Here is a 25,865-nt window from a genome sequence, read left to right as displayed (position 1 = left end):
GCCCAAGGAGTTCCAGGCATGTCACGTTTACCTGTCATCGTCGGTTTCGGCGGTTATAGCCCTGCCGGGCGCAGCTCGTTCCACCATGCCTTCCGTCGTTGCGTGCTGGACAGCCTGCCCACCCAGGCCCGCCAGGAAACCCTCGCTGGCCTGGCACAGATGATGGGCCTGATCAGCAGCCAGCATGGCCAGTACCAGAGCCTCGCCGGGGAGCCGTTGAGCCTGGCGCAGATCGAGCAGGACCATGCCCAGGCGGTCCGCGACGGCACGCTGATCCGGCGCATCGAGGCGCGCTGCCTGGATGTCGACGCGGCACCCTGGCAGAAGAACCTGAGCATCACCGGCACCGCCGGCAAGCCGCTGGTCTTCATCACCCAGCGCAAGCAGCTACCCGAGCCGCTGCCCAGCGACTGGGTGGTCGAAGCACTCAATGCCAGCGAAGTGCAGGTCACCGTCTACGAAGGCTGCGACGTCAAGGTCGACAGCCTGCGCGAACTGCCAGTGAAATCCGCCGGCCAGCTGCCCAGCGGCTTCGAGCCGGCAGCGCTCTACCACTCGCACTTTCACCCGCGCGGCCTGCAGCTGGCGATTGTCGGCGCCACCGACGCCCTGCGCGCCAGCGGGCTGAGCTGGGAGTACCTGTGCAGCCAGGTGGCGCCGGACCAGATCGCGGTGTTTTCCGGCAGCGTGATGAGCCAGCTCGACGATGCCGGCTATGGCGGCCTGCTGCAGTCGCGCCTGAAAGGTCAGCGGGTCAGCGCCAAGATGCTGCCGCTGGGCCTCAACACCATGCCCGCCGACTTCATCAATGCCTATGTCCTGGGCAGCGTGGGCAGCACCGGCAGCGTCACCGGGGCCTGCGCGACCTTCCTCTATAACCTGCAGAAGGCCATCGACTGCATCCACAACGGCAGCGCGCGGGTGGTGCTGGTCGGCAACAGCGAAGCGCCGCTGACCGCCGAGTGCATCGAGGGCTACGCCGCCATGGGCGCGCTGGCCAGCGAGGAAGGCCTGCGTCAGGTTCAGGAGCGCAACGGCGAAGGCAGCGCGAGCATCGACTGGCGCCGCGCCAGCCGGCCCTTCGGCGACAACTGCGGGTTCACCCTGGCCGAGTCGAGCCAGTACGTGCTGCTCATGGATGACGAGCTGGCCCTGCAGCTGGGCGCCGACATCCATGGCGCGGTGCCCGAGGTATTCATCAATGCCGACGGCTTCAAGAAATCCATTTCCGCGCCCGGCCCGGGCAACTACCTGACCATGGCCAAGGCGGTGGCCAGCGCCATCGACCTGCTCGGCGAAGACTGCGTGCGTCGCCACAGCTTCGTGCATGCCCACGGCTCCAGCACCCCGGCCAACCGAGTGACCGAGTCGGTACTCCTCGACCGCGTGGCGCAAGCCTTCGGCATCAGCCAGTGGCCGGTCTGTGCGATCAAGGCCTACCTGGGCCACAGCCTGGCCGCGGCCAGTGCCGACCAGTTGATCGCCGCGCTGGGCAGTTTCCAGCATGGTCTGCTGCCGGGCATCAAGACCATCTCCGCAGTGGCCGACGACGTGCAGCGAAGCCAGCTGGACATCCTCACCGCCGACCGCGAGCAGCAGGCCCAGCTGTGCTTCCTCAACTCCAAGGGCTTTGGCGGCAACAATGCCAGTGCCGTGGTGCTGGCACCGGCGCTGACCGAGCAGCTGCTCAGCCGCCGGCACGGCGCGGCACGCCTGGCCAGCTGGCGCCGGCAGCGCGAGCAGACCCGCGCCGTCGCCCAGGCCTATGAGCAGCACGCGCTGCACGGCCAGCTGGATATCCTCTACCAGTTCGGCCACCAGCTGATCGACGAGCAGCAGCTGCAGATCGACCGCCAGGGCATCCGCGTCCCCGGCTTCGCCCAACCGATCCGCTATGCCCCCTGTCGCTATGCGGACCTGCGCGAAACGCGCTAGATGCCGCTGCGCAGCCGCTCAGTCCAGGCTGCGCGCCAGCTGCAACAGCTGGCTACGCCAGGGCGCGGCCTGCGGCAGGGCGAGAAAGTGCGGATTGAGGAAATCGGCACGCGGCGGATAGCGCAACGGTTCGCCGTGCAGGTCGAGGACCAGCCCACCCGCCCCTTCCAGCACCGCCTGCGCGGCCGCGGTATCCCACTGCGAGGTGGGGGCCAGACGCGGATAGCAGTCGGCGGCGCCTTCGGCGAGCAGGCAGAACTTCAGGGAACTGCCCACGCTGGTCAGCTGCAGGTCAGCGAACCACTGGCCCAGCCCGGCCAGCAGACGCTCCTGCGCCGGGCTGCTGTGCCGGCGACTGGCCACCAGCACGAAGGCCTCCTCCGGGGTATCGCGCACCGCCAGCGGCTGGGCCGCCTGGCCGGGATCGACGCGCCAGGCGCCGAAACCGGCACCGCCGTAGTAGACACGCCCACTGGCTGGAATCCCCACCAGGCCGAAGTGCACCTGGCCGCCTTCGATCAGCGCCAGGTTGACGGTGAACTCATCGCTGCCGGCAATGAACTCCTTGGTGCCGTCGAGCGGATCGACCAGCCACCAGCGTGACCAGCCAAGGCGCTCGGCCAGGGGGATTTCCGCGTCTTCCTCGGAGAGCAGCGGAATGCCCAGGCCCAGCGCCTGCAAACCATCACGCAGGCAGGCATGTGCAGCCAGGTCGGCGGCGGTGACCGGCGAGCTGTCGCTTTTTTCGCTGACTTCCAGCGGTTGCCGCCAGTACGGCAGGATGGCCTGGCCGGCCGCACGGACCAGTTCGATCAGCGCCTGCAGGGGTAACTCGTTCATGGGCGGAACAGGCCTCGCTGGATGAGCAGATCACGCGCCAGATACAGCGCCGCCAGGGCGCGCCCTTCGCTGAACAGCGGATCGTGGATAAGTTGTGCCAGCTCGCCCAGGTGCACCTGGTCCACCCGCATGGGCTCCGGCTCGTCACCCGGCAGGCGCTCGGCATACAGGTCACGGGCCAGCACCACCTGGATCTTCTGGCTCATGTAGCCCGGCGACAGGCTCAACTCGGCCAGCCACTCCAGCTCGCGGGCGCCGTAGCCGGCCTCTTCCTTGAGCTCGCGGTTGGCCGCCGCCAGCACATCTTCGCCGGGCTCCACCAGCCCCTTGGGCAGGGACAGCTGGTAATCATCGGTGCCGCCGCAATATTCCTCGACCAGCAACGCATGACAGTCGTCGCGCATCGCCACCACCATCACCGCGCCATAACCGGTGCCGCGGCTGGCCAGGCGCTCATAGGTGCGCTCGACGCCGTTGCTGAAGCGCAGCTGCAGCTCTTCGACACGAAACAGGCGGCTGCTGGCAACGATCTCACGGGCCAGCACGGTGGGTTTCTCACGCATCACGGCACTCCTTGTGGCAGGCGGTTATCATACCCTGCCCGGCCAGCCTGTCTGTGCCCCCGGACCCACCTGCGCGACGAAATCATCATGTCCGACACCCTGCCCTGGAACGCCATCGACACCGTGCTGCTGGATATGGACGGCACCCTGCTCGACCTGCACTTCGACAACCACTTCTGGCTGCAACACCTGCCGCAGCGCTATGCCGAGCATCACCAGTGCAGCCTGGCCCAGGCGCGGGCCGAGCTGCTGCCGCTGTTCGAGGCGCACGCCGGCCAGCTGACCTGGTATTGCCTGGACTTCTGGAGCGCCGAACTGGGCCTGGACGTGGCCCTGCTCAAGCGCGAAGTCGCCCACCTGATCCAGCTGCGCCCACACGCCCAGGCGTTTCTCGCCGCACTGCGCCAGGCTGGCAAGCGCGTTGCGCTGATCACCAACGCCCACCGTGACTCGCTGTCGCTGAAGCTGGAGAAAGTCGAGCTGGCACCCTGGTTCGAGCGGCTGATCAGCGCCCACGACTACGGCTTCCCCAAGGAAGACCAGCAGTTCTGGTTCGCCCTGCAGCAGGATTTCGCGTTCAGCCCGGCACGCACCCTGTTCATCGATGACAGCCTGCCGATCCTGCGCAGCGCGCAGCGCTATGGCATCGCCCACCTGCGCGCGATCAGCCATCCAGACAGCCGCCTGGGCGCCAAGCCCAGCGAGGAGTTCATCGCCATCGAGGATTACCGGCTGCTCTGTCAGGCACTGCTGAGCAGCGCCTGAGCGCCACTCAGGCCTGGACGTTGGCCGCCGGGTTGATCATGCGGCCCAGGCCCAGGTTGCGCAGGGCCAGGTGCAGGGCGCTGTGGATGACCTGCGGGTTGTCGATCTGCAGCACCTGGGCGAGCAGCTCGCGGGCCTTGCCCAGGCTGATCTGGCGCAGCAGCCACTTGACCTTGGGCAGGTTGGTGGCGTTCATCGACAGTGAATCGAAGCCCATGGCCATCAGCAACATGGCCGCCGCCGGGTCGCCGGCCATTTCGCCGCAAATGCTCACCGGCTTGCCTTCGGCATGGCTGCCTTCGACCACCAGTTTGAGCGCATGCAGCACCGCCGGGTGCAGGAAGTCGTAGAGATCGGCCACCCGTGCATTGTTGCGGTCGACCGCCAGCAGGTACTGGGTCAGGTCGTTGGAACCCACCGAGATGAAGTCGGCCTGCCGCGCCAGGTCGCGGATCTGGTAGACCGCCGCCGGCACTTCGATCATCACCCCGACCGGCGGCATGACCACGTCCAGTCCCTCGTCACGCACTTCGCCCCAGGCACGGTGGATCAGGTGCAGGGCTTCTTCCAGCTCCTGCACGCCGGAAATCATCGGCAAGAGGATGCGCAGGTTGTTCAGCCCTTCACTGGCCTTGAGCATGGCGCGCACCTGCACCAGGAAGATTTCCGGGTGGTCGAGGGTAATACGGATGCCGCGCCAGCCGAGGAAGGGGTTGCTTTCCTTGATCGGAAAATACGGCAGCGCCTTGTCGCCACCGATATCCAGGGTCCGCATGGTCACCGGCAGTGGGTGGAAGGCCTGCAGCTGCTCGCGGTAGATCGCCAGCTGCTCCTTCTCGCTGGGGAAACGCTCACGCGCCATGAACGGCACTTCCGTGCGATACAGGCCGACGCCCTCGGCGCCGCGCTCCTGGGCACGGGTGATGTCGGCGAGCAGCCCGGTATTGACCCACAACGGCATGCGCTGGCCATCCAGCGTCTCGCAGGGCAGCTCGCGCAGGGCATCCAGGCCCTTGTTCAGCTGGCGCTCTTCCTCGACCACCTCGTCGTACTGACGACGCAGCTCGGCGGACGGGTTGGTGAACACCTCGCCATGGTAGCCATCGACGATCAGCTGGATGCCGTCGACCTTGGCGTAGGGCAGGTCGACCACCCCCATGACCGTGGGAATACCCATGGCGCGGGCGAGAATCGCCACGTGCGAGTTGCCCGAGCCGAGCACCGAGACCAGGCCGGCCAGCTTGCCTTCCGGCACTTCACCGAGCATCGCCGGGGTCAGCTCCTCGCTGACCAGAATGGTGTTGTCCGGGTAGGTGAGTTTTTCCTTGTGCGCCTGCTGCAGGTAGGCGAGCAGCCGGCGGCCGAGGTCCTTGACGTCCGACGCCCGCTCGCGCAGGTAGGCATCATCCATCAGCTCGAAGCCCTTGACGTGCTCAGCCACCACCTGGCGCAGCGCACCTTGTGCCCACTGCCCCTGGCGGATGATCTGGCTGACTTCCTGGCCGATGGCCGCGTCGTCGAGCATCATCAGGTACACATCGAACAGCGCGCGCTCCTCGGGGCGCAGCTGGGTGGCCAGCTTGGCCGACAGCGTGCGCATGTCCTCGCGGACCGCTTCAAGGGCCTGGGTGAAATTGACCAGCTCGGCCTCGATATCCTCGATGCGCTTGTCCGGCACCACGTCGAGGTCAGCCGGCGGCAGCATGACCAGCGCCGGACCCACCGCCACGCCGGGCGAACCGGGCACGCCAACGAACTTGGCCTCCTGAATACCCTTGCCCTGCTTGCCCAGGCCCTGAATGGTGCCGGTCGCCTCGGCATGCGCGATAACCCCGGCCAGCTGGGCGCTCATGGTCACCAGGAAGGCTTCTTCGCCCTCGTCGAACTGGCGGCGCTCCTTCTGCTGCACCACCAGAACGCCCATCACCCGACGGTGGTGGATGATCGGTGCGCCGAGGAAGGAGGCATAGCGCTCCTCGCCGGTCTCGGCGAAGTAGCGATAACGGGGGTGTTCCGAGGCATGCTCCAGATTGAGCGGCTCTTCACGGCTGCCGACCAGGCCGACCAGGCCCTCGTTGGGGCTCATGCTGACCTTGCCGATCGCCCGCTTGTTGAGGCCGTCGGTGGCCATCAGCACGAAGCGGTTGCTCTCCGGGTCAAGCAGATAGACCGAGCAGACCTGGCTGCCCATGGTCTCCTTGACGCGCTGCACTATGATCGTCAAGGCCGCCTTGAGATCCTTGGCGGCGTTCACTTCCTGGACGATCTTGCGCAGCGTATTGAGCATGCCGAATATCCTGTGTGTTCAGTCCCGCGCCAGCAGACGCGGGGCCAACTCCTTCAAGGCGCGCCGATAGACCTCACGCTTGAAATTGACGACCTGGTTGAGCGGGTACCAATAGCTGACCCAGCGCCAGCCATCGAACTCGGGCTTGCCCGAGGCATCCATGCGCACCCGTTGCTCGTCGCCGGTCAGACGCAGCAAAAACCATTTCTGTTTCTGGCCGATACACAGCGGCTGGCTGTTCGTACGCACCATGCGCTGGGGCAGACGATAACGCAGCCAGCCGCGCGTACAGGCGAGGATCTTCACATCCTGAGGCGTCAGGCCGACTTCTTCGTTGAGCTCGCGGAACAGCGCCTGTTCCGGACACTCCTGGGCGTTGATACCGCCCTGGGGAAATTGCCAGGCATCCTGGTTGATACGCCGCGCCCACAGCACCTGGCCAACATCATTGGCGAGGATGATGCCGACATTGGGGCGAAAACCATCGGAATCGATCACTTGAACCACCTCGCAAACGCATGTGCCGGCATTGTTCCACAAAGCCGGCAACAGCGGCAACGCAGCCTTGGCGCGGCTGGGAAAGCCCAGGCAAAGCGGCTATTCTGGCGCGCCCACGACCACCTGGAAACCGCACGACATGCCCCGTCTGGCCCTCTTCGATCTCGACAACACCCTGCTGGCCGGTGACAGCGACCACAGCTGGGGCGAATTCGTCTGCCGTCGCGGCCTGGTCGACGCCCAGGCCTACGAGGCACGCAACAATGCCTTCTACGCCGACTACTGCGCCGGCCAACTGGATGTAGTGGCCTACCAGAATTTCAGCCAGGAGATTCTCGGCCGCAGCAGCCTGGCGCAGCTGGCGCAATGGCATGCCGAGTTCATGCAGGAAGTCATCGAACCGCTGATTCTGCCCAAGGGCGAGGCCCTGCTGGCACAGCACCGCGCCGCCGGCGACCTGCTGGTGATCATCACCGCGACCAACCGTTTCGTCACCGCGCCGATCGCCGTGCGGCTCGGCGTGGATACGCTGATTGCCACCGAGTGCGGCATGCAGGACGGTCGCTATAGCGGACAGATCACCGGCACGCCCTGCTACCAGCACGGCAAGGTGCTACGCCTGCAGCAGTGGCTGGCGGAAACCGGGCACAGCCTGGAGGACAGTTACTTCTACAGCGACTCGCGCAACGACCTGCCGCTGCTCGAGGCGGTCAGCCATCCGGTAGCCGTCGACCCCGACGAGGTGCTGCGCGCCACCGCCGAGGCGCGCGGCTGGCCGGTGCTCAGCCTGCGCTGAACACCCGCCCGGCGCCTGCTTACATCGGCTTGGCGCCCATCAGCGCGGAAATCGCCAGCAACAGCAGCAGGCTGCCCAGCGCGTACAGCGTACAGAGCAGGCGCGGGCGATCCGCCGCCGGGCTGCCCGACAGGTTCTGCCAGGCGGCCAGGCGACCGGCCAGCAACAGCCCGAACAGCAGCAGCAGGCCATACAGCGCGGTACTCAGCAGCAGCCACAGCTGGCTCAGCGGCCAGCCCGCGTAGTCAACCAGCAGCCAGCCGCTCACCGGCAAGCTCAGCGCCAGCACGAACAGCGCCGGCAGGCTGTAGCGGCGGGTCACCCGCAGCTTGCGTTGCAGCACGGCGACGTCGCCGCTGCGCTGCGCCTTGAACAGCATGAAGGTATGCGCCAGCACGCCAAGCAGCAGGAGTACGGCAGGCAGGCTGTGGCTGATTTTCAGCAGCAGGTAGGCATTCATATGGTTATCCCAGGAACAGTGAATAGGCAGGGTTGTCGCTTTCATCCCAATAGGGGTAGCCGATGGCATCCAGGGCCGCCGGAATCAGCTGGCGCTCCTCGTGCGGCACCTGCAAGGCCGCCAGCACGCGGCCATCGGCGGCACCGTGGTTGCGGTAGTGGAACATCGAGATGTTCCAGCGACCGCCGAGCTTGTTGAGGAAGTTGAACAGCGCGCCCGGCCGCTCGGGGAACTCGAAGCGGAACACGCATTCATCAGGCACCGCCGCCGCATGGCCGCCAACCATGTGACGGATATGCAGCTTGGCCAGTTCGTTGTCGGTCAGGTCGAGCACCGGGAAGCCCTTGTCACGCAGCCCTTGCACCAGCGCGGCACGCGGATCGTTTTCCGGGTGGGTCTGCACGCCGACGAAGATGTGCGCCTCGCCGTCGGTGTGGTAACGGTAGTTGAACTCGGTGATCTGCCGCTTGCCGATCGCCTCGCAGAACGTCTTGAAGCTGCCCGGCTGTTCGGGAATGGTCACGGCGATGATCGCCTCGCGCTTCTCGCCCAGTTCGGCGCGCTCGGCGACATGGCGCAGGCGGTCGAAGTTGATGTTGGCGCCCGAGTCGATGCCCACCAGCACCTGGCCATGCGCGCCGCGCTCTTCGACATATTTCTTGATCCCGGCCACCGACAGCGCGCCGGCCGGTTCGGTGATCGAGCGGGTGTCGTCGTAGATGTCCTTGATCGCCGCGCAGATCTCGTCAGTGCTGACGGTGATCACTTCATCCACATAGTGTTTGCAGACGTCGAAGGTGTGCTGGCCGATCTGCGCCACCGCCACGCCGTCGGCAAACAGCCCGACGCTCGGCAGCACCACGCGCTCGCCAGCGGCCATGGCGGCCTGCAGGCAGTTGGAGTCATCCGGTTCGACACCGATCACGCGGATCTCCGGGCGCAGGTATTTGACGTAGGCAGCAATACCGGCGATCAGCCCGCCGCCGCCCACCGGCACGAAAATGGCGTCGAGCTGACCCGGCTGCTGGCGGAGGATTTCCATGGCCACGGTGCCCTGGCCGGCGATCACCAGCGGGTCGTCATAGGGGTGGATATAGGTGTAGCCCTTCTCCTCGACCAGCTTGAGCGAATGGGCCAGCGCCTCGGGAAAAGCATCGCCATGCAGCACCACCTTGCCGCCACGCGCCCGCACGCCCTGTACCTTGAGTTCCGGCGTGGTACGCGGCATGACGATGGTTGCCTTGACGCCCAAGTGCTTGGCGGCCAGCGCCAGGCCCTGGGCATGGTTGCCGGCCGAGGCAGTGACCACGCCACGCGCCCGCTCGGTTTCGCTGAGCTGGGCCAGCTTGTTGTAGGCGCCGCGAATCTTGAACGAGTACACCGGCTGCAGATCCTCGCGCTTGAGGAGAATCTGGTTACCCAGCCGCTCGCTGAGCTGGCGGGCCGCTTGCAGCGGGGTTTCCACCGCGACATCGTAGACGCGCGAGGTGAGGATGTGTTTCACGTACTGTTCAAGCATTGCGGCAGGTCTTTGGCTGGCGTGTGAACCGGCGAGTCTACCCCACTGTTTTACCGCGCGACCACAGAGAAACAGGGGTTTTCCGCCGTGCAGCAGCTATAATCGCCGGCCTGTTTCCTTCATTCCCGACGGTGCCGCATGACCCAGGATCAACTCAAGCAAGCCGTGGCCGAAGCGGCCATGGACTACATTCGCCCGCGTCTGGAAAAGCACAGCGTGATCGGCGTCGGCACCGGCTCCACGGCAAACTTTTTCATCGACGCCCTGGCCCGCCACAAGTTCGACTTCGACGGCGCGGTCGCCAGCTCCGAAGCCACCGCCAGCCGCCTCAAGGCACACGGCATCCCGGTGTATGACCTGAACAGCGTCAGCGAGCTGGAGTTCTATGTCGACGGCGCCGATGAAAGCGATGAGCGCCTCAACCTGATCAAGGGCGGCGGCGCCGCACTGACCCGCGAGAAGATCGTCGCCGCCGTGGCGCGCACCTTCATCTGCATTGCCGACGAGAGCAAGCTGGTGCCGGTACTCGGCCAGTTTCCGCTGCCGGTCGAGGTGATCCCCATGGCGCGCAGCCATGTGGCCCGGCAACTGGTGCGACTGGGCGGCGACCCGGTCTACCGCGAGGGCGTAGTGACCGATAACGGCAACGTGATCCTCGACGTGCACAACCTGTCCATCGTCGACCCGCAGCGCCTGGAAGCCGACATCAATGCGATTGTCGGGGTGGTCTGCAACGGCCTGTTCGCCGCGCGCCGCGCCGACCTGCTGCTGCTCGGCACCCGCCAGGGTGTCCGCCAGCTGAGCCGCTAAACGCTCCGCCAGCCAGACCCGGCCAGTGGCCGGGTCGTCCGCTCAGTCGCCGGAGCGTTCAGCAAGCTGACATTCCAGCAGACGCCGGCTGGCATCCAGCACCTCGGCCTGGCGCTGCGGCGTGGCCAGCATGCGCGCCACCAGCAGCGCGCCGACACACTGGGCGAGGATCGCCCAGGCCAGCTGCGGGTCTTCCAGCGCCTCCCCCCAGGCCTGCTGCAGGCGCACCAGCCAGTGTTCGACGTTCTCGCGCACCGCGAGGTCGGCACGGGCGATCTCCGCGCCCAGGGTAGGCAAGGCGCAGCCGTTATCCGGCTGTTCGACATGACGCATGCTCAGGTAGATGTCCAGGCAACGCCGCAACTTGTCGGGGGCGCTGCCGTCGCCGCCCAGCAGTGCCACGCTGTGGCTCAGTTCGCGTTCGACGATGGCGGCGAACAGTGCATCCTTGGAGGCGAAGTGCCCATAGAAGGCACCGCCGGTAAGGCCGATGGCCTTCATCAGACCGTCCACCCCGGTCGCGGAAAAACCACCACGCTTGGCCAGCGCACCGCTGCTGGCCAGCAACTTGTCGCGGGTCTGCGCCTTGTGTTCGGCGGAATAGCGCATCAGCAAACTCCTGCTTGACGGGTCGCGAAAGCTTAGCATAACGTCCATTTACTAAACGATCATTTAGCAAATGAGGTGAGGCACCATGTCCGACAAAAAGGTAGTCCTGGTGATCGGCGCCGGCGACGCCACCGGCGCGGCCATCGCCCGGCGCTTCGCCCGTGAAGGCTATGTGGCCTGCGTGACCCGGCGCAGCGCCGACAAGCTGCAGCCGCTGGTCGAGGAGATCCGCGCCGCCGGCGGCGAAGCGCATGGCTTTGCCTCCGATGCGCGCAAGGAAGAAGAAGTGGCTGCGCTGGTCGAGGGCATCGAGCGCGACATCGGTCCGATCGAGGCGTTCGTTTTCAACATCGGCGCCAACGTGCCGTGCAGCATCCTCGACGAGACAGCACGCAAGTACTTCAAAATCTGGGAGATGGCCTGCTTCTCCGCCTTCCTCACCGCCCAGGCCGTGGCGCGGCGCATGGTCAGCCGCGAGCGCGGCACCCTGCTGTTTACCGGCGCCACCGCTGGGTTGCGCGGCGCGGCCCACTTCGCCGCCTTCGCCGGCGCCAAGCATGCATTGCGCGCCCTGGCACAGAGCATGGCGCGCGAACTGGGCCCGCGGAACATCCACGTCGCCCACGTGGTGGTGGACGGCGCGATCGACACCGCTTTCATCCGCGACAGTTTCCCCGATCTGTATGCGCGCAAGGCGCAGGACGGCATCCTCGATCCCGAACACATCGCCGACAACTACTGGTTCCTGCATAGCCAGCCACGCGATGCCTGGACCTTCGAGCTGGATCTGCGTCCCTGGATGGAACGCTGGTAACGACGGGCCGCACGGCGCCGAGGCGTCGTTGCCTATGCACAACACACCACAAGAGCGCAATTCGATGAGCAAGACCGTAGAGTTCTACTTCGATTTCGGCAGCCCCGCCACCTACCTGGCCTGGACCCAGCTGCCCAGACTGTGTGCCGAGAGCGGCGCGCAGCTGGTGTACAAGCCGATGCTGCTCGGCGGGGTATTCCAGGCCACCGGCAATGCCTCGCCGGTCACTGTGCCGGCCAAGGGCCGCTTCATGCTGCAGGACTTGGCGCGCTTTGCCCGCCGTTACCAGGTGCCGATGCAGTTCAACCCGCATTTCCCGATCAACACCCTGCCGCTGATGCGCGCGGCGGTCGCGGTGCAGCAGCGCCTGCCGGAACGTTTCGAGGCCTTCCTCACCCTGATTTTCCAGGCCATGTGGGTGCAGGCGCGCAACCTCGGCGACCCGGCCGTGCTGGCCGAGGTGCTGGTCGCCGGCGGTTTCGACCCTCAGCAGCTGCTGGCCCTGACAGCCGAGCAGGCGATCAAGGACGCGCTCAAGGCCAACACCGACGAAGCGGTCAAGCGCGGCGTGTTCGGCGCGCCGAGCCTGTTTGTCGGCGACGAACTGTTCTTCGGCCAGGACCGCCTGGACTTCGTCCGCGAGGCGCTGATGCGCTGACCTGGCGCCGACACAAAAAAACCCGCCGGATGGCGGGTTTTTTTGTAGAGCGCAGTGCGCCTCAGGCCAGTTCGTCGAAGCACTCGGCGACGATGGCCAGGCCCCGCTCCAGCTGCGCGTCGGGAATGGTCAGCGGCATGAGGAAACGGATGACGTTGTAGTAGGTGCCGCAGGACAGCAGGAGCAGCCCCTTGTCACGGGCACGCGCGACGATCTTGCCCACCAGCTCGGCGGCCGGTTTGCTGTGGTCGCCGCCCTCGAACAGCTCGATGGCCACCATCGAACCCAGGCCACGCACGTCACCGATCACCTTGTGCTTGGCGGCGATGGCATTCAGGCCGGCCTTGAGCTTCTCGCCCACCGCCTGCGAGCGCTCCAGCAGCTTCTCTTCCTCGAACACTTCCATCACGGCCAGCGCCGCGGCGCAGGCGATCGGGCTGCCGGCGTAGGTGCCGCCCAGGCCGCCAGGGGCGATCACGTCCATGATCTCGGCTTTGCCGCACACGCCGGAAATCGGGAAGCCGCCGCCCACCGATTTGGCGAAGGTAGTCAGGTCCGGGACGATGCCCAGCTGCTCGCAGGCGAAGAAGGTGCCGGTACGCCCGGCGCCGGTCTGTACTTCGTCGGCGATCAACAGGATGCCGTGCTCGTCGCACAGCGCGCGCAGGCGCTGCATGAAGGCCGGCGAGTTGACGTAGAAACCGCCCTCGCCCTGCACCGGCTCGATGATGATCGCGGCGATGTCGCGCGGCTGCGCATCGTTCTTGAAGATGCGCTCGATGCTGGCAATCGCGTCATCCTCGCTGATGCCGTGCAGCGGGCACGGCGCCAGGGCGCGGAACACGCCGCCGGGCATCAGGCCCATACCGGCGGAGTACGGCACGACCTTGCCAGTCAGGCTCAGGGTCATCATCGTGCGGCCGTGGTAGGCGCCGGTGAAGGCGATCACCCCGGCGCGGCCGGTGGCGGCGCGGGCGATCTTCACGGCGTTCTCCACCGCTTCCGAGCCGGAAGTGACCAGCAGGGTTTTCTTGGCGAAATCACCCGGTACGCGCTTGGCGATGGCTTCACAGAGGGCGATGTAGGGCTCGTAGGCCAGAACCTGGAAGCAGGTGTGGGTCAGCTTGGTCAGCTGTTCCTGCACGGCGGCGATCACCTTCGGGTGCAGATGGCCGGTGTTCAGCACGGCGATACCGCCGGCGAAGTCGATGTACTCGCGGCCGTCGACGTCCCACACGGTGGCGTTCTCGGCGCGCTCGGCGACGATCGGGTGGATCTGGCTGACGCCACGGGCCACGGCGGCCTGGCGACGCTGCAGGAGGGATTCGTTCTTGCTCATGGTGTCCTCATAAGCCGTAACGGACGGCTCGGTCCAAGGATGATGACGGGGCTAGGCAGAGCAGACAGCTAACGATGATCGAACTGTCGCCTGCCCGCTGGCCGTCGGCTGGGTTAGCCGGTGCCACCACCGGAAACGCCGACGCCGGGTGACTACAGCTCCTGCCTGCCACCCGACACCCACGGATTCATAACTGGAAAGCTTGAAACTGATTCATAGCCTCGCGAGCTAGAGCCAGGCAAGGCGGAGGTGGCCGAGGGAGCGCAGTTTACGAGCTGTAAATGAGCATCCCGAGGCCGCCTCCAACGCAGGCTGGCCGACGCGCAGCAGGCTATGGATCGGTTTCATACGCCGCCCAGGCACAGGTATTTGATTTCGAGATAGTCCTCGATGCCGTACTTGGAGCCCTCGCGGCCCAGCCCGGAGGCTTTTACCCCGCCAAACGGTGCCACTTCGGTGGAAATCAGCCCGGTGTTGATGCCGACCATGCCGTACTCCAGCGCCTCGGCGACGCGGAACACGCGACCCAGGTCGCGGGCATAGAAGTACGAGGCCAGGCCGAACTCGGTATCGTTGGACAGGCGGATTACCTCGGCCTCGTCCTTGAAACGGAACACCGGCGCCAGCGGGCCGAAGGTTTCGTCCCTGGCCACCGCCGCATTGTGCGGCACGTCGACCAGGATAGTCGGCTCGAAGAAGCTGCCACCCAGAGCGTGCGGCTGACCACCGAGGGCCAGCTTGGCGCCCTTGCCCAGCGCGTCAGCGATGTGCTCCTCGACCTTGGCCACCGCCTTGCTGTCGATCAGCGGGCCGGTGGTGGTGCCGTCTTCCAGGCCGTTGCCGATCTTCAGCTTGGCCACGGCGGCCTTCAGCTTGTCGACGAAGGCCTCGTACACGCCGTCCTGTACGTACAGGCGGTTGGCGCACACGCAGGTCTGCCCGTTGTTGCGGTATTTGGAGATCAGCGCGCCTTCCACGGCGGCATCCAGGTCGGCGTCATCGAAGACGATGAACGGCGCGTTGCCGCCCAGTTCGAGGGACACCTTCTTGATGTCGTGGGCGCATTCGGCCATCAGCTGGCGGCCGATCTCGGTGGAGCCGGTGAAGCTCAGCTTGCGCACGATCGGATTGCTGGTCAGCTCGCCACCGACTTCGCCGGCGCTACCGGTGACCACGCTGAACACCCCAGCCGGAATACCCGCCTGGGCGGCCAACTCGGCCAGCGCCAGCGCGGAAAACGGCGTCTGCGAAGCGGGCTTGAGCACCATGGTGCAGCCGGCAGCCAGCGCCGGACCGGCCTTGCGGGTGATCATCGCCGCCGGAAAATTCCACGGGGTAATCGCCGCGGTCACGCCGATCGGCTGCTTGATCACGATGATGCGCTTGTCCGGCTGGTGGCCGGGAATGGTGTCGCCGTAGATGCGCTTGGCTTCCTCGGCAAACCACTCGATGAAGGACGCGGCGTAGGCGATTTCGCCCTTGGCCTCGGCCAGCGGCTTGCCCTGCTCCAGGGTCATCAGGCGGCCCAGGTCGTCCTGATTGGCCATGATCAGCTCGAACCACTTGCGCAGCTTGCCGGCGCGCTCCTTGGCGGTCAGCGCACGCCAGGCCGGCAAGGCGCGCTCGGCGGCTTCGATGGCACGGCGGGTCTCGGCGCGCCCCATCTTCGGCACGCTACCAAGGATTTCGCCAGTCGCCGGGTTGTTCACGGCGATGCTCTGGCCACTGTCGGCATCCAGCCACTGCCCATCGATATAGGCCTGCTGGCGGAACAGCTGCGGGTTGTTCAGGTGCATGGGATCTCCTCGGAGCCGCCCGTGGCGGTTGTGACGCTGTTGTTCTTATGGGCCAGCAGGCCGTTTGAAATGTCAAACGCATCCTAGGACTGACTCCGCCCAAGGGCAAGAGGCTGTTCGAAAAAAACAACGAATTGTTAGGCGATTCCCGCACACACACCCGGCAATGCCTTGACACACATGTGCGGCAAACACGTACCCGGCAGGGTATAGTCTTGCCCGCGGCCACAAGCCGCCGCTATTCAAATGAAGGAGTCATACCGTGAAAGCAATGATGATCAGCGCCCTCGCCGGCGCGCTGCTGGCCAGCACCGCAGCCCAGGCCCAGCTCAAGCCCGAAGAACAGGTGGAAATCCGCCAGGCTGGCTACCAGTTCATGGCCTGGAACATGGGCAAGATCAAGGCCCAGGTCATCGACGGCAAGGAACCCTACGACCAGGCCAAGGTCGCCGCCGCCGCCAATGCCATCGCCGCCATTGCCAACTCCGGCATGGGCGCGCTGTACAGCCCAGACACCACCACCGCGCAACTGGGCAAGCAGACCCGCCTGAAGCCGGAATTCTTCGACAACCTCGAAGAAGCCGGGCGCATCGGCGGTGAGTTCGTCAAGCATGCCAACCAACTGGCCAGCGTAGCCGCCGGCAACGACCAGGCGGCGATCAAGAAAGCCTTTGGCGACGTGGGCGGCTCCTGCAAGTCCTGCCACGACAAGTTCCGCGCCGACTAAGCCCCCTGCAGGCGGCCTGCCCGGCCGCCTGCACGCTACCAGGCCAGCGCCGGTGCTGCAGCGGCCGGCGCTGGCATGAAGTGCGCCGGCAGACGCTCTACCGCCCAAACCACCGCGACGGCCAGTAGCAGCGCCAGCAATGCCACAGGCCACCGGCCGCCCCGCGCATCCGCTTGCTGCGCATGCTCGCGCCGCGCCCGACCACTAAGCATGGCCCGCCATAGCGGCTTGCCGCGCAACGCGTAAAAGCCAATCGCCGTCACATGTAGGCCGATCAGCGCCAGCAACCACCACTTGCCCTGGCGATGCAGGCCACTCAGCCAGTCACTGGTCGCCGCGCTGACCAACGGCTGCAAGGGCCCATGGGTAGCAATGTCGTCCGTCGCCAGTAACCCGCTCAGCACCTGCGCGAACAACAGCCCGAGCATCGCCAGCAGCGACAACACGCCCAGCGGATTATGCCCAGCCGCCTGCCACTGGCCACGCAGGTAACGCGGGAGACCCGCCAGGCTACGCAGGATGTAGCCCCAGCGCGCATAGGTGGAACCACACAGCCCCCAGACCAGGCGAAACACCAGCAAGCCGAGCACCAGCGAACCCAGGCGGGCATGCCAGGGCATCAGGCTGCCGCCCAGCCAGCCAGTCAGCAACGCCGCCGTGACACTGCCGGCCAGCAACCAGTGAAACAGCCGCAGCGGCCAATCCCAGAGTCTGAAACTGTCCTGCATCCCCCACCTCCCTTCGCTCACGGTGCCAAACGACGCCAGGTTTGCGTACGCCCAAGCGCCTCGATACCGATGAAACCACGCAGGTGCAACTGCTGGCCATCCTCATCCAGGCTGACCTTGGCCTTGTAGACCTCGCCTTTGGCCGGGTCGAGCACCTGGCCGCCCACCCAGCGGCCATCCTCGTCGGCACGCAGCCCCCAGAGGATGGTCATGCCCTTGATCGGCTGGGCATGGCGCTCGCCCTCACAGGCCTCGCACAACGGATTGTCCTGTCCCGAATGATTGAGCAGTTCCACCACCCGCCCGCTCAGCTGACCTTCGCCGGAAACCTGCAACTCCACCACCGACTTGGCCTTGCCGGTCTCGTCATCGATGGTCTGCCAGCGTCCCTGCGGCGAAGGCCCGGCCTGCACCGTTGCCACTACCAGGGTCAACGCCAGACCTGCCACTACACGCCACTGCATCATCAGCTCCTCAGCACAAACGGCCCCACGGCCGGGGGCCGGCACTCTACTGCAGGCCCTGCCTCAACGAAACCACCTGCCCAGCCGGCATGGACGCGCCCCGGCAAGATGCGTATGATTCGCCCGCGCAACGCATCCGTAGCTCAGCTGGATAGAGTACTGCCCTCCGAAGGCAGGGGTCGTGGGTTCGAATCCCGCCGGATGCGCCATCTTTCTCTGCATTACCCGCCTTCTCCAGGCTGAACGATTCGCCCCCTGAATCGATGACTCCCCGAAAAGCTCCACATAAACGTCTGCAGGCGTCCGAACAACGCTGTACTCGATTTGGGTTGGGTGATAGCGGGGCGGCTTCAACCAGCAAGAACCAGACGCTGCTAAACGAGATGAGGCTGTTTACCGGCGTAAGCGGAGCGCGCGCTCAATCGCCATTCCCAACATTCAGCCACGCAGACTCTGCGAGCAATTGTCTGTGGATATCTGGGCTTTGCTTGACACGACCGGAGAGCCATGCACGGCAGTAACTCTCAGCCGGCCCGATAATCAGCGAGGGTATGAGCTCGCGCGGCAGATCCTTCAGGTCACGCTGGTGGGCTGGGTCGCTGAACCAATCTCTCATCTGAGCATTCCTGACGCGATTGGCTTCCTTGAGCTGATCACTGAAGGCACTTTGCGCGACTGCGTAGCGGGCCTGGTATTGAAAGCGCGCCCAGTCTGGCTGGCCAACGACCCAATCCACATAGCTAAAGACCAACGCACAGACCCACTCTCGGGTCGAACTTACGCCGCTTACGTAGCCGTCTCGCAGGCGTGCTTGGTCGTCCAGCGCCGCCATGTAGAGCGCCGCTATCACGCCTTCCTTGTTTCCAAAATGGTGATAGATCGATCCGACACTCGTCTCGCTCTCAGCGCGGATGATATCGATGGTGGTTGCATCGATTCCGTACTCGTTGAACAGCCGCAAGGCGCAACGAAGAATCTGCCGCTTGGACTCGGCACGACGCCCGGGGTAGCAGCGCTCAAGGAGATCAGCAGGTTCCATTCTTCAGTCCGGCTAGAAAAACGCGATGGTAAGTGAAACGGAGAGCCCGTACGAGTCGTTGACGGCGCCCCAAAACAAGAATATTGTTCTAGAACAGAATTCAGTTCTGTTTTTTTACCCTACCGCTCACCAGATCAGAGGTCACCCTTCATGAGCCAGACTCTCGGCATGTACCAAAGCGTTGGCGCTTCCGCTTTCAGCAACATGGCCTGCCAAATGGCCCCTTACTTCGCCACCATTACCCCGGAAATTTCCGTGCTGACTCCCGGTCGCGCTGAAGTGAAAGTGCCTTTCCGCAAGGAAATCACCAACCATCTCGCCTCCGTCCACGCTATCGCACTGTGCAACGCGGCTGAACTCGCCGGCGGCATGATGACCGAGGTATCCATCCCTGGCGGCGCAAAATGGATTCCGAAAGGCATGACCGTCGAGTATCTGGCTAAAGCCAAGACCTCCGTTCATGCAATCGCGGACGGCAGTGACGTCGACTGGGAGTCGGCGGGCGATAAGGTGGTTCCGGTCGAGATTTTCGATGAGGCTGGCGTGAAGGTTTTTACCGCGCGCATCACCATGAACGTAAAGCTTGGCTAAGCAGCTGGCCGGCCAGCCGCTTTGCTAGCGGCTGGTTTTTTAGATTTACATCGAATCGATGTGTAAGGCTCAAGTGATCCATCAACCAACTCCATTTGCACAATCCACTCGTGCCAAAGCTGGCGTAGCGCCTCAGGTAAATGAGCCATTTTTAGGTCGTGGGTTCGAATCCCGCCGGGCGCCATCTTTCTCTGCGTTACCCGCCTTCTCCAGGCTGAACGATTCACCCCCTGAATCGATGATTTCCCGAAAACTCCCACAAACGCTTGCAGGCGTCCGAGCAGCGTTGCACGCGATGTGGGTTGGGTGATAGCCAAGCTGAACGGCTTCAAGCGGCCATTAGCTGTCGATATGAATGCGCCCACCTTTTGCATTGCTTTGCTTGAAAAGCACTATCTTGCTCCGATATTGTGTAGCCGTTTCCGCAGATAAATTAGGCACCACGTCGACTAATAAATAATATATTCGACCCATAAATCATAGGAAGTACAATGCCGCAAGTAAACTTTACGAATACCGCTTTAAATTTGACCCGAGGTTCCGTAGGGTTTTATGTGACCGCGATGGCGCCTGGCGAGATATTAAAATTTGCACGAGTTTCGCGAGTATCAGAAGATCTTATTCAAGGCTTCCAACGAACGCTTGAGGTATCTCGTGCAAAGAAAATTGCAAGTTATATTACAGAAGGGCATGTGCTGCCCGGCGCAATTATATTAAGCGCACAAAAATCACTTGATATCGAATTTGATGAAGACACATCAAAGATTAGCTTCCCAATCGTAGAAGGTAGCTTTCTTGTAATTGATGGTCAGCATCGCCTTTACGGTTCCCATCTAGCCGAACTGGCGGGACAAGAAAATATAAAGCTTCCAGTATGCATTTTGAGCAACTTAAATCTAACAAAAGAAGTCGAATATTTTATAGATATCAACTCAAATCAAAAAGGAGTTCCAAAAACCTTACGAATTGAACTTACAAAATTCATAGCAGAGCCTGACTCCATAGATCAAATTAGGCTTCAATTATTCGAGGATTTGAATGCCGAAGAGGATTCTCCTCTGCATACTAAATTAAGCGCAATACAGCGAGCTCCTGGTTATCTTTCGCATGTGCCTTTTGAAATTGCCTTAAACAAGACTCTTGCCACTAGCCCGCTGAAGGACTTTAGCTACGATCACAAAAAGAAATTAATTAAAAACTATCTGATTGGCGTGGTGAAGAATCTCGCTGAAATAGGTCACGAAAGAAAGCTGACTCAGTCGGCATTTTTTCAAGCGATTTTCAGAGTATATGATAAGGCGTGCGATCAGGCATTGATGTTTGGGCAAAAATATAGCGCTGAAGCATTTTCAATAGTTTTTGAGTGCCTGCAAAATCTTGACTTCGAAGATCGTCATACTGGCACCAACGAAGAAGCTATTGCAAAATTAGCTGAGGACATTTCGCATCTTCTTGATATTCAATACAAAACAAAAACGCCAAATGATCTTTTTTGAATGAGCAACGGCAGACTTATTGATGTTATCGCGACAAATTCCACCAAAAAGATACAAGAGGTGCTGGATGAGGTCGCCCTTGCACTATCACCTGAACTGATGTCTATCGACAGCCTGAAACAATCAATACTTGATGACCCGTTCATTGAGGTAACTGCTGTCTCAAAAGGTTCCTTCAAGGCGTTTACTAATAACGGTATTATTTTTAAAGAGGCAACCTTAAGAGACTTCTATTGCGGCCAAATACGAGTCAAGGCTCAACATCAGACTCTAAAATCTCTAAAGTCTGGAAAAATAGCTCCGCCTTGGGATCTAACAACAGCTTATTATTGTGCGTTTTTTTCGGCCATTGAGCTATTAAGACTTCAAGGATTGTTCCAGGTTAGTTTTGATGCATGCGAGCACGCCACCTTACTTGCAAAGGCCAAGGGAAATTCAGGTTTTTTAGAAGACACTCAAAATTTCACAGGTAGACTTTCAGCTTGTGGGGAGGTAATTTCATTCACCACTAACGGTCAAAAACCGCACCAGTCAGTTTGGAGGAATGTATACGAAGATTTAACTAGGCCGCTGGCGGAAAAATATCCAGACTGGAAAGAAATTCATACTCTTAATTTAATTATCTGCGGAACAAATAACTGGTCAAAGCCTAGCGATATTCGCAATAGCTGGAATTACAAAAAAGCAGAGTTTTATTCTGATATTAGCCAGCCACTCATCTCTGAGTTCTATTCGCTAATAGAAAACTCAAGCTCGGCATGTCGCTGGCTTGAAAGGTCGATGGGCTCAGTGCCTACAGAAAAATCTCTTGCCACCTCCATTGCTGTTGTTTGCGAGGTTTTTTCTTCCTCTGTTATTTCCGCCTATCAAAATTTGACACCAGTTGCGGACATCCAAACACGCAACCTTCGTCAGCGTTCGTCTCGAAGTGAAAGGCGACGTGCTAAAGGAAAAAAGAGAAGACTCCGGGGTAAATAATCTGGTCGTCTTCTTTGAGACAATGGGGACAGATTTAATTTCCTACTTGATACGTCCGCTCCTAGCCGAAAGCCACCATTCCCCCGTACGTCGCCTAAACCGCCCAGGCTGTGACATCCGCGCCATTGCAGTTGTCCACAGACCGTGGCGCGACGTTCAGCGCCTGTCACGGGAGTGCTGTGATGGCCAAGAAATTTCCTGTCAACCCGCCCCATCCCGAGCGTATCTGCTGGGGCTGTGATCGCTATTGTCCGGCCGATGCGCTGGCCTGTGGCAATGGTACGGACCGCACCCAGCACCCGGCGGAAACCTTCGGCGCGGACTGGGCCGAAGCCTGGGGCGTGGAGGCGCCGCCGGCTAAAGCCCCGGAGGAATGACCAGGCCCTTGCGCCGGTAGGCTTCGATGTCGATGCCAAAGGCGCCGCTGCCATGGATTTCGCGGATACGGTAGGCGCGGCCGGCCGGGTCGCGGTCGCCACGCGCCAGGTCGACAATCCGCTCACGGCAGGGCTGCTGCTGGGCGTCCAGCACCACCAGCACGCGCGGCTTGAGTTTGCTCTGTGGGTCGCAGCCGATGACGATGCCGACTTCGCCATTGCTGAATTCGGCAATCTCGCCGGGCGGGTAGATGCCGATCATACGGATGAAATGGCCTACCAGTTCTTCGTCGAAGTGGGTGTTGGCAGCGTCCAGCAGGATGCGCAGGGACTCCAGGCTGGAGCGCCCCTTGCTGTAGATGCGGTCGCTGTTGATCGCGTCGTAGCTGTCGACCACCGCCACCAGCTTGGCGAAATAGGGAATGCGGCTGGCATCCAGCCCGCGCGGGTAGCCGCGGCCATCCAGGCGCTCATGATGGGTGTAGGCCACGTCGACCGTGGCGGCGGTGACCTGCTGGTTGCTCATCAGCAGTTTGCGCCCTTCGCTGGCATGGCTTTGCATGATGCGCAGTTCTTCGCTGGTCAGCGCCCCAGGCTTGTTGAGGATGGCGCTGGGCACCTTGATCTTGCCCACGTCATGCAACATGCCGCAAACCCCAAGCTGTTCCAGCTGGTAGACCGGCAGGCCCAGCTCGCGCCCCAGGGCAATGGAGAGGATGGCCACGCGCAGCGAGTGTTCGGCGGTGTAGTCGTCGCTGTTCTTGATGCGCGCCAGCCAGAGCATGGCCGACGGGTTGCTGAGGATGCTGTCGACACACGCCTTGACCACCGTCTTGACGGCCGCCACGTCCAGCTCCTGGCCCAGCTTGACCGCCTGCAGGATGCGCAACGATTCCTCGCGGGCGGCATGCCAGACCGGCGCAGCCTGGTCGACCGCCTGGTTGAACTCGACCTTGGCGATCTGCGCCTGCAGCGGCGCCTGTTGCGCGGCATTTTCCAGCGCCTGCTCACTACTGCTTTGCGTACGGCGGGCATCCACCCACACATAGGCGCAGGCTTCCTGGAGCAGGCGGATTTCCTCGGCCTGGCGGATACGGAAGCCCTGGTAAAGGAAGTTGGTATGCGTCCAGGGGCGATCCAGCTCGACCACGAACATGCCGATCTGCAACTGGCTGGTGTCGACCTTGAGGCGGTCGTTGCGTACATCATCGCCCATCAAGGCAACTCCAGGGGGTATCGTGGGGCGGCATGAAAGCAGCCTTGTCCACACACGGCCAATGGCTTTTTCCTATGGGCGGCGAGGTGCTTTGCAATAGTCAGTCTAGCAGCCGCGAACACTGGGCAGCGGCTACCCGCAGCGGCACAATCGCTGTTTTGTTGCCCGGGAAAAGCACCGATGAAACGCCTGTTGCTGTCTGCTCTGCTGTTGCTCGTCGCCCTGCTCGGGCTGGCAGTTTATTACCTGGCCGACAAGCAGCCGCTGCGCGACGGACGGTTGCGCATGCCTGGCCTGCAGGCGCCGGTAGAGGTGCGCTACGACGAGCGCGGGGTGCCGCATATCCGTGCGCAGAACGACGCCGACCTGTACCGGGCGCTGGGCTTCGTGCATGCCCAGGACCGCCTGTTCCAGATGGAGATGCTGCGCCGCCTGGCCAATGGCGAGCTGGCCGAGGTGTTCGGCGCGGCACTGCTGGATACCGACCGGCTGTTCCGCACCCTGCGCCTGCGCCAGCACGCCCGCCAGTACGTGGCGCGCAGCGACCAGCAGAGCCCGGCCTTCCTGGCATTGCAGGCCTATCTGGAGGGGGTCAACCACTACCAGGCGAGCCGCCCGGCACCGCTGGAGTTCGACCTGCTCGGCCTGGAGCCGCGCCCGTTCAGCGCCGAGGACAGCCTGGCCATCGCCGGCTACATGGCCTACAGCTTCGCCGCGGCGCTGCGCAGCGAGCCGCTGCTCACGCATATCCGCGACCAGCTGGGCGCCGCTTACCTGGCGCCGTTCATGGAAAACCCAGCGAGCAGCGCCGCCCTGCCGCTGAGCGCAGGCGACTGGCACGACCTGCAGCAGCTGGCCAGCCTGAGCCTGAACAGCCTGGCGCAAAGCGGCCTGCCGCAGTTCGAGGGCAGCAACGCCTGGGCCATCGCCGGCACCCATACGGCCAGCGGCAAGCCGCTGCTGGCCGGTGATCCGCACATTCGCTTCGCCGCGCCGGCGGTGTGGTACGAAGCGCACCTGAGCAGCCCGGATCTGGAGCTCTATGGCCACTTCCAGGCGCTCAACCCGCACGCCCTGCTGGGTTTCAACCAGCGCTTCGCCTGGAGCATCACCATGTTCCAGAACGATGACCTCGACCTGATCGCCGAGCGGCGCAACCCGGACAACCCGCTGCAGGTCTGGCATGCAGGGCGCTGGGTGGACCTGCAGGTCGAGCAGGAGACCATCCTGGTCAAGGACGCCGCGCCACACAGGCTCACCCTGTACCGTTCGCCCAACGGCCCGCTGATCAACGCGGCGCTGCCCAACCCCCAGGGCGACACACCGCTGGCCATGTGGTGGGCCTTTCTGGAAAGCGACAACCCGCTGCTCGACGCTTTCTACCAGCTCAACCGCGCCGACAGCCTGCCGCGCGCCGAAGCCGCTGCTGCGCTGATCGGTGCACCGGGGCTGAACCTGGTGTGGGCCAGTGCCGACGGCGACATCGCCTGGTGGGCGGCGGCGCACCTGCCACGCCGTCCGGCCGGCGTCGACCCGGCGTTCATCCTCGACGCCAGCCGTGGCGAGGCCCGCAAGGACGGTTTCCTGCCGTTCAGCGCCAATCCCCAGGAGGTCAACCCGCCACGCGGCTATGTGCTGTCGGCCAACCAGGCGCCACAGGATGTGTCCGTGCCCGGCTACTACAACCTCGCCGACCGCGCCGCGCAGCTCGACCGCCAGTTGCGCCAGCCCGACGTGCGCTGGGACCTGCAGAACAGCCAGGCGCTGCAACTGGACAGCGCCAGCGGCTACCCGCAGCGGGTGCTGGCCAGCCTGCTGGACACCCTGCGTGCGACAGCCCGCGCCGATGAACAGGCCCTGGTCGAGGAACTGGCCCGCTGGGACGGCAGCCATACGCTCGACTCGCGCGCCGCGGTGCTGTTCAACCAGCTGCTCTACCAGCTGACCCGGGAAATCCTCCATGACGAGCTGGGCGATGCCTTCTTCGACAACCTGCTGCAGACCCGGGTGATCGACAGCGCCCTGCCGCGCCTGCTGGCCGACCCACTCAGCCCCTGGTGGGACCGCCGCGACACGGCAAGCCGCGAGACGCCGCCGGAGATCATCGCCCGGGCCTGGCGCGCCAGCCTGGCGCATCTCGATGCGCAGTTCGGCCCGCGCAGCGACTGGCAGTGGGGGCAGGCCCATCGCCTCAGCCACCCGCACCCGCTGGGGGTCAAGGCCCCCTTGAGCTGGCTGTTCAATGTCGGCCCGTTCCCTGCCCCCGGCGGTCACGAAACCCCCAACAACCTCTCGCACAAGCTCGGCCCGGCGCCCTGGCCGGTGGTCTACGGGCCATCCACGCGGCGCCTGATCGACCTGGCCGACAGCCATACGGCACTCGGCATCAACCCGCTCGGGCAAACTGGTGTGCGCTTCGACCGGCATTACCGCGACCAGGCCAGCGACTACCTGGAGGGGCGCTACCAACCCATGCACAGCAGCCCGCAGGCCATCCGCCAGCACAGTCGCGGCCTGTTGCTGCTGGAGCCGGCCACCCCCTGAGCACAGCGCGCCAGCA

At 63.4% G+C, this 25,865-nt stretch carries 25 protein-coding genes and 1 tRNA gene; 13 read left to right on the top strand and 13 right to left on the bottom strand.

What is annotated here, in order from left to right:
• Positions 1–18: 18 nt before the first annotated feature.
• Entirely contained in the window at positions 19–1,935 is a 1,917-nt protein-coding gene (locus CW360_RS06250) for a beta-ketoacyl synthase (RefSeq protein WP_093986198.1), read from the top strand.
• 18 nt (positions 1,936–1,953) lie between these two features.
• Here CW360_RS06250 and cysQ read toward each other — a convergent pair whose 3' ends face one another.
• Both cysQ and nudE read right to left on the bottom strand, forming a co-directional pair.
• Positions 1,954–2,775 (bottom strand): 3'(2'),5'-bisphosphate nucleotidase CysQ, encoded by an 822-nt coding sequence (cysQ, locus tag CW360_RS06245; protein WP_101193108.1) that lies wholly within the window; start codon positions 2,773–2,775, stop codon positions 1,954–1,956.
• Positions 2,772–3,338 (bottom strand): ADP compounds hydrolase NudE, encoded by a 567-nt coding sequence (gene nudE / locus CW360_RS06240; protein ID WP_101193107.1) that lies wholly within the window; start codon positions 3,336–3,338, stop codon positions 2,772–2,774. The genes cysQ and nudE overlap by 4 nt, the downstream gene beginning before the upstream one ends.
• Positions 3,339–3,425: 87 nt before the next feature.
• On the opposite strand from nudE, the gene yrfG reads away from it, so the two are divergent.
• Positions 3,426–4,103, top strand: a complete 678-nt coding sequence (gene yrfG / locus CW360_RS06235) for a GMP/IMP nucleotidase (protein WP_093986195.1) — start codon at positions 3,426–3,428, stop codon at positions 4,101–4,103.
• A gap of 7 nt (positions 4,104–4,110) precedes the next feature.
• Here the strand turns inward: yrfG and ptsP are convergent, their stop codons facing one another.
• Together ptsP and CW360_RS06225 are read right to left on the bottom strand one after the other, a co-directional pair.
• Entirely contained in the window at positions 4,111–6,390 is a 2,280-nt protein-coding gene (gene ptsP / locus CW360_RS06230) for a phosphoenolpyruvate--protein phosphotransferase (protein WP_101193106.1), read from the bottom strand.
• Positions 6,391–6,408: 18 nt separating this feature from the next.
• Entirely contained in the window at positions 6,409–6,888 is a 480-nt protein-coding gene (locus CW360_RS06225) for an RNA pyrophosphohydrolase (RefSeq protein WP_093986193.1), read from the bottom strand.
• A gap of 139 nt (positions 6,889–7,027) precedes the next feature.
• On the opposite strand from CW360_RS06225, the gene CW360_RS06220 reads away from it, so the two are divergent.
• A complete protein-coding gene (locus CW360_RS06220) occupies positions 7,028–7,684 on the top strand; it encodes a histidinol-phosphatase (protein ID WP_101193105.1) in 657 nt (218 codons plus the stop codon).
• A gap of 19 nt (positions 7,685–7,703) precedes the next feature.
• On the opposite strand, the gene CW360_RS06215 is transcribed toward CW360_RS06220, so the two are convergent.
• Together CW360_RS06215 and ilvA are read right to left on the bottom strand one after the other, a co-directional pair.
• Complete coding sequence (locus CW360_RS06215) at positions 7,704–8,144, bottom strand: DUF2269 family protein (RefSeq protein ID WP_093986191.1); 441 nt, start codon at positions 8,142–8,144, stop codon at positions 7,704–7,706.
• A gap of 4 nt (positions 8,145–8,148) precedes the next feature.
• The gene (gene ilvA, locus CW360_RS06210) at positions 8,149–9,738 is read right to left on the bottom strand and encodes a threonine ammonia-lyase, biosynthetic (RefSeq protein ID WP_371870535.1); all 1,590 of its coding nucleotides are present in this window, start codon (positions 9,736–9,738) and stop codon (positions 8,149–8,151) included.
• 63 nt (positions 9,739–9,801) lie between these two features.
• On the opposite strand from ilvA, the gene rpiA reads away from it, so the two are divergent.
• Complete coding sequence (gene rpiA / locus CW360_RS06205; protein ID WP_093986189.1) at positions 9,802–10,473, top strand: ribose-5-phosphate isomerase RpiA; 672 nt, start codon at positions 9,802–9,804, stop codon at positions 10,471–10,473.
• A 42-nt stretch (positions 10,474–10,515) separates the two neighbouring features.
• Here rpiA and CW360_RS06200 read toward each other — a convergent pair whose 3' ends face one another.
• Entirely contained in the window at positions 10,516–11,082 is a 567-nt protein-coding gene (locus CW360_RS06200; RefSeq protein WP_101193104.1) for a TetR/AcrR family transcriptional regulator, read from the bottom strand.
• Positions 11,083–11,167: 85 nt separating this feature from the next.
• Between CW360_RS06200 and CW360_RS06195 the strand changes: the two genes are divergently transcribed.
• Both CW360_RS06195 and CW360_RS06190 read left to right on the top strand, forming a co-directional pair.
• Positions 11,168–11,896: an SDR family oxidoreductase gene (locus tag CW360_RS06195; protein ID WP_101193103.1), complete on the top strand. Its 729-nt coding sequence runs from the start codon at positions 11,168–11,170 to the stop codon at positions 11,894–11,896.
• Positions 11,897–11,960: 64 nt separating this feature from the next.
• Positions 11,961–12,554 (top strand): 2-hydroxychromene-2-carboxylate isomerase, encoded by a 594-nt coding sequence (locus tag CW360_RS06190; protein ID WP_101193142.1) that lies wholly within the window; start codon positions 11,961–11,963, stop codon positions 12,552–12,554.
• A 61-nt stretch (positions 12,555–12,615) separates the two neighbouring features.
• Here CW360_RS06190 and gabT read toward each other — a convergent pair whose 3' ends face one another.
• A complete protein-coding gene (gene gabT, locus CW360_RS06185; protein ID WP_101193102.1) occupies positions 12,616–13,893 on the bottom strand; it encodes a 4-aminobutyrate--2-oxoglutarate transaminase in 1,278 nt (425 codons plus the stop codon).
• A gap of 344 nt (positions 13,894–14,237) precedes the next feature.
• A complete protein-coding gene (gene gabD / locus CW360_RS06180; protein ID WP_101193101.1) occupies positions 14,238–15,689 on the bottom strand; it encodes an NADP-dependent succinate-semialdehyde dehydrogenase in 1,452 nt (483 codons plus the stop codon).
• 271 nt (positions 15,690–15,960) lie between these two features.
• Between gabD and CW360_RS06175 the strand changes: the two genes are divergently transcribed.
• Positions 15,961–16,416 (top strand): c-type cytochrome, encoded by a 456-nt coding sequence (locus CW360_RS06175; RefSeq protein WP_371254551.1) that lies wholly within the window; start codon positions 15,961–15,963, stop codon positions 16,414–16,416.
• Positions 16,417–16,451: 35 nt separating this feature from the next.
• On the opposite strand, the gene CW360_RS06170 is transcribed toward CW360_RS06175, so the two are convergent.
• A complete protein-coding gene (locus CW360_RS06170; protein WP_101193100.1) occupies positions 16,452–17,144 on the bottom strand; it encodes a cytochrome b/b6 domain-containing protein in 693 nt (230 codons plus the stop codon).
• 17 nt (positions 17,145–17,161) lie between these two features.
• The gene (locus CW360_RS06165) at positions 17,162–17,608 is read right to left on the bottom strand and encodes a DUF2147 domain-containing protein (RefSeq protein WP_245874680.1); all 447 of its coding nucleotides are present in this window, start codon (positions 17,606–17,608) and stop codon (positions 17,162–17,164) included.
• A gap of 132 nt (positions 17,609–17,740) precedes the next feature.
• On the opposite strand from CW360_RS06165, the gene CW360_RS06160 reads away from it, so the two are divergent.
• Positions 17,741–17,817: transfer RNA gene (locus CW360_RS06160), tRNA-Arg, on the top strand.
• A 209-nt stretch (positions 17,818–18,026) separates the two neighbouring features.
• On the opposite strand, the gene CW360_RS06155 is transcribed toward CW360_RS06160, so the two are convergent.
• Positions 18,027–18,647 (bottom strand): TetR/AcrR family transcriptional regulator, encoded by a 621-nt coding sequence (locus tag CW360_RS06155; RefSeq protein WP_101193099.1) that lies wholly within the window; start codon positions 18,645–18,647, stop codon positions 18,027–18,029.
• 150 nt (positions 18,648–18,797) lie between these two features.
• Between CW360_RS06155 and CW360_RS06150 the strand changes: the two genes are divergently transcribed.
• The 4 genes from CW360_RS06150 (at position 18,798) to CW360_RS06140 (ending at position 22,089) form a co-directional block, all read left to right on the top strand.
• On the top strand, positions 18,798–19,238 hold the full coding sequence (locus CW360_RS06150) for a hotdog fold domain-containing protein (RefSeq protein ID WP_093986183.1): 441 nt from the start codon (positions 18,798–18,800) through the stop codon (positions 19,236–19,238).
• Between the two features lie 491 nt (positions 19,239–19,729).
• Positions 19,730–20,734, top strand: coding sequence for a DGQHR domain-containing protein (locus CW360_RS06145; RefSeq protein WP_101193098.1), 1,005 nt, complete (start codon positions 19,730–19,732; stop codon positions 20,732–20,734).
• The gene (locus CW360_RS16745) at positions 20,735–21,712 is read left to right on the top strand and encodes a hypothetical protein (RefSeq protein WP_157825255.1); all 978 of its coding nucleotides are present in this window, start codon (positions 20,735–20,737) and stop codon (positions 21,710–21,712) included.
• 182 nt (positions 21,713–21,894) lie between these two features.
• On the top strand, positions 21,895–22,089 hold the full coding sequence (locus CW360_RS06140) for a DUF3079 domain-containing protein (protein WP_101193097.1): 195 nt from the start codon (positions 21,895–21,897) through the stop codon (positions 22,087–22,089).
• On the opposite strand, the gene CW360_RS06135 is transcribed toward CW360_RS06140, so the two are convergent.
• Positions 22,070–23,305 carry an HD-GYP domain-containing protein gene (locus CW360_RS06135; protein WP_101193096.1) on the bottom strand — a complete coding sequence of 412 codons (1,236 nt, stop codon included), beginning with the start codon at positions 23,303–23,305 and terminating at the stop codon, positions 22,070–22,072. The two genes, CW360_RS06140 and CW360_RS06135, sit on opposite strands and share 20 nt — an antisense overlap.
• Positions 23,306–23,485: 180 nt before the next feature.
• Between CW360_RS06135 and CW360_RS06130 the strand changes: the two genes are divergently transcribed.
• Entirely contained in the window at positions 23,486–25,849 is a 2,364-nt protein-coding gene (locus CW360_RS06130; RefSeq protein WP_101193095.1) for a penicillin acylase family protein, read from the top strand.
• Positions 25,850–25,865: the final 16 nt, after the last annotated feature.

The sequence above is a fragment of the Pseudomonas fluvialis genome, from assembly GCF_002835605.1.
Taxonomy (GTDB): Bacteria; Pseudomonadota; Gammaproteobacteria; order Pseudomonadales; family Pseudomonadaceae; genus Aquipseudomonas; species Aquipseudomonas fluvialis.
The sequence above is the reverse complement of the archived record's forward strand: the minus strand, read 5'-3'. Positions and strand labels throughout refer to the sequence as shown.